The organism is Corynebacterium sp. (assembly GCF_030530965.1).
In the GTDB taxonomy this organism is placed as follows: domain Bacteria; phylum Actinomycetota; class Actinomycetes; order Mycobacteriales; family Mycobacteriaceae; genus Corynebacterium.
On the sequence record NZ_JAUMTY010000089.1, the window covers coordinates 1 to 3061 of the forward strand.

Annotated in this window: 4 protein-coding genes; 3 read left to right on the top strand and 1 reads right to left on the bottom strand. The window is 54.1% G+C overall.

All coding sequences use genetic code 11. From position 1 onward, the window contains the following. Positions 1–75: 75 nt before the first annotated feature. A complete protein-coding gene (locus Q3981_RS10245) occupies positions 76–549 on the bottom strand; it encodes a hypothetical protein (protein ID WP_303125963.1) in 474 nt (157 codons plus the stop codon). A gap of 456 nt (positions 550–1005) precedes the next feature. Here Q3981_RS10245 and Q3981_RS10250 point away from each other — a divergent pair, with 456 nt between their 5' ends. From Q3981_RS10250 to Q3981_RS10470, 3 genes are all read left to right on the top strand, one after another. Continuing rightward, positions 1006–1854 (top strand): BRO family protein, encoded by an 849-nt coding sequence (locus Q3981_RS10250; protein ID WP_303125965.1) that lies wholly within the window; start codon positions 1006–1008, stop codon positions 1852–1854. Beyond that, positions 1851–2246, top strand: a complete 396-nt coding sequence (locus Q3981_RS10255) for a hypothetical protein (protein WP_303125967.1) — start codon at positions 1851–1853, stop codon at positions 2244–2246. The genes Q3981_RS10250 and Q3981_RS10255 overlap by 4 nt, the downstream gene beginning before the upstream one ends. Positions 2247–2465: 219 nt before the next feature. Continuing rightward, positions 2466–2690 (top strand): HNH endonuclease, encoded by a 225-nt coding sequence (locus Q3981_RS10470; RefSeq protein ID WP_368410111.1) that lies wholly within the window; start codon positions 2466–2468, stop codon positions 2688–2690. Positions 2691–3061 lie beyond the last annotated feature (371 nt).

The window sequence follows — 3061 nt, forward strand, 5'->3', positions numbered from 1 at the left end:
CTGTACCAGCGGCCTTTCTCGCCACCGGTGTGGGTGGTGATGGTGATGCCGTGGAGTGTGGCGAGCATGTCGAGGTTAGGGGCCATCTGAGTAGTCATCATCTCCTGGCATGGGTTCGTCTGGTGAGCTGTCGGCGGCGTAGGGGAGGTCCTCCTCGTCGGGTGTGGTGTCACTATAGGCGGAGGGGGTGACATTCTTAGACGCTCTACGCTTACGCAGCTCTTCGAGTTCATCTGCCCTGGTAGCGGGGTTAAGCCGACGTGCGAGTTCGAGTGCGAGGTCGCCATCTTCAGCGGTCTCGACTAACTGGCCATCGCTATCGAGGTAGCCCCAAACTTCCTTATCTGTGATGTACTCGAGGTCCACCAGGCCGACTAGCGGATTTAGGTCAAGTGCGCGACATAGTTCAATAACTTCATCCGCGTCCAGATCGTCAGTGGTGAGGCGTCTAGTAGCTGAAGTCCGGGACATTCCGAGGATTGCTGCCACGTGGTCGGCGGTGAGACGTAGTCCCGTGGTCTCGTAGTACCACTGTCGAAAATCGGTCATAACCATAAGTATAGTGACTCAATTTTGATACACCAAATGGTGAACTATCTGCACAAACATCAACGAGAGCAATCTTTTTTGATTTACCTGCTTGCCATTTTGTAGTGAATGGTTCATACTTGGTTCATCGGCAAGCGAGAAAGGCTAGCAATGAACCAGTTTCTAATCAGTCTTGACGAACTTGACCGGGTTAAGAAAATGAACGGTTTGCGCAACACGTCCGATATTGCGCGCCACACAGGCATGGGTCGCGCTACTTGGACTAGAGCCGTTAATACACGGCGGGCAACTCCGGACGTTTTAAATGCTTTAGCTCAGCTAGGAGCGAGACCTGACAAAGTTCTCGTTTTGGCTGACACACGCGAACTAGTGAATCAGCAGAGCCTGGTTAAGCAATAAGTCCATAAGAAATGCCCCGGCGGTAACCGGGGCGAGGAGTTCCAAAGGAGGAACAAAATGCAAGACTTAATCGTAGCACATAGTCCCGACACAGCGTCGCCATTCGACGATATTAAGCGGACGCGCGAGGACGGGTCGGAGTTCTGGTCAGCCCGCGACCTCATGCCACTGCTTGGATATGACAAGTGGGAACGGTTTAACGGTGCGATTGAACGTGCTGAAGTAACTGCAGAAAACCAAGGACATGGGGGATTTTCCCGGCACCGGGAAATTCTCGACGGAGGGACTAAGCCCCGTGAGGATGTTCATCTATCTCGCTTCGCCGCCTACCTGGTTGCGATGAATGGTGACCCACGCAAGCCGGAAATTGCAGCGGCCCAGGCGTACTTCGCGGTGCAAACTCACGTGGCAGAGCAGGCACAGCAAGCGCCCGCCATCCCCCAGAACTATGCGGAAGCATTGCGCGCGGCAGCGGAGCAGTACGAGCGCGCTGAGGCGGCAGCTTTAGAGTCGAAGCGCAACGCTAAACGCCTCGAACTAGCCGCCCCGAAAATCGCGAAAGCGGATGCGCACTCCGAGGTCAAAGAGTGGAAGCGCCGCCAAGACTTCTACCGCGAAGTGCAGCAGTACGGCGACACCCACGGCATGGACATCAAACAGAGCGCAGTCCGTGACTTGCTCACGAGAAAGGGAATGCTCATCGCCGGTGGCCGCTCAGATTCTGGGCAGATTACCCGGCACGCCGTCCGAAGCGGGTGGGGACGTAACTCCAAGGGAGTTGCCGACAACGGGCACGCGTTCACAACCCCGCAATTATCGCCAAAAGGCCAAGACATCGCCTGGAAATGGATCGTAAAAGCAATCGAAGAACACGGGGCTGAGTTGAACCCCAGAAAGGCCGCATGATGAAGGAAACAAGTTTGTACCGTGCTCACATCGTCGAAGAACCGGAGTTCGAGCGGTACTACGCGTTTGATGAGCGTTACCCAGGGGAGCGTATCGAGTGGGGCAAGCCCATTGATTGGGAGCCGTCTCCTGAGTATGTGGAGCGGTTTAAGACAAATAAGTGGATTGAGCCTGCCACTGATAAGTGGTTTAAGTCCAGGTCGTCTGCGGCCGCTCGTGTGAAGCTGCTTGAGGATGCGGGCTATCGGGCAATTGTTCAGAAGTCTGCACCGGTTGAGTGGCCGAATGGTGATGAGCAGAAGGTGAATGGCTCTCAAGCTGGTGAAGTGCTGGCCGCAATCAAGACGCTCGTTCGACATGGTGTGATTAAGTCCGCTGACGAAATCCTTTAGGTGGATCAATCTTTTCCGGTTCGTGTGGTGGGGAAGCTGCGCGAAGGAGATGAAGAAAGGAGGTTGGTTCAGTTGGTCAGGTTGCAACGCAAACCGTCGTCGGTCGATAAAGAGGGTTGTTGTTCTTGGTGCGGTAAGCCCGTTGCGTACAAGGGTCGTGGTCGAAAGCCGAGGTATTGCTCGCGTTCATGTAGGCAGCGTGCATATGAGTACCGATTAATGAGTAATAGTGAGTTGTTCACGTTTTTACGGAAATTTGATCGTTGCTATTTGTGCGGTGAACGTCTCGATTGGTCGGATCCTTTGGATGTTTGTCTTGACCATGTAATTCCCACGATTCGTGGCGGCTTGACTATCCCGGAGAATCTTCGTCCTGTTCATGTGAGATGCAACGCGATTAAGGGTGAGAAGCTCTTAGATCCTTCTGAGTTTGGTCTCAGGTGATTGCCTCATTCGATGTTGTGTGGCTAGACGTGTGTCGTTTTGTTTCGACACATTCGTCACGACACACCCTATGAACATACAAGCGTTGTTTCGTCACATGTTTTGTCACAGTAGCCCTACGAGTAAGACTCCACCGGATTCACGGTCCGGGTAGGGCACAAGGCCTCACGGCCGTTGTTATTTGAAAAACACATAGTGAATAGTCCCGTGGGATACGGGGAGCGAGCGCTGGTTCTCAGACGCGCGATGACCTCCCTACACCCACCATTGGCGACGGCCGTGGTGGAGGGAACGACTCGGGACGCAAACAAATTAAGGGTGGCGCTGGTGCCCGTGCAACAAGGCATCGCGGAGTGGTCAACGCACTACGG

Coding starts and splice junctions, on each gene's coding strand:
- Q3981_RS10245 (WP_303125963.1), bottom strand. CDS start 549: ATGACCGATTTTCGACAGTGGTACTACGAGACCACGGGACTACGTCTC.
- Q3981_RS10250 (WP_303125965.1), top strand. CDS start 1,006: ATGCAAGACTTAATCGTAGCACATAGTCCCGACACAGCGTCGCCATTC.
- Q3981_RS10255 (WP_303125967.1), top strand. CDS start 1,851: ATGATGAAGGAAACAAGTTTGTACCGTGCTCACATCGTCGAAGAACCG.
- Q3981_RS10470 (WP_368410111.1), top strand. CDS start 2,466: ATGAGTAATAGTGAGTTGTTCACGTTTTTACGGAAATTTGATCGTTGC.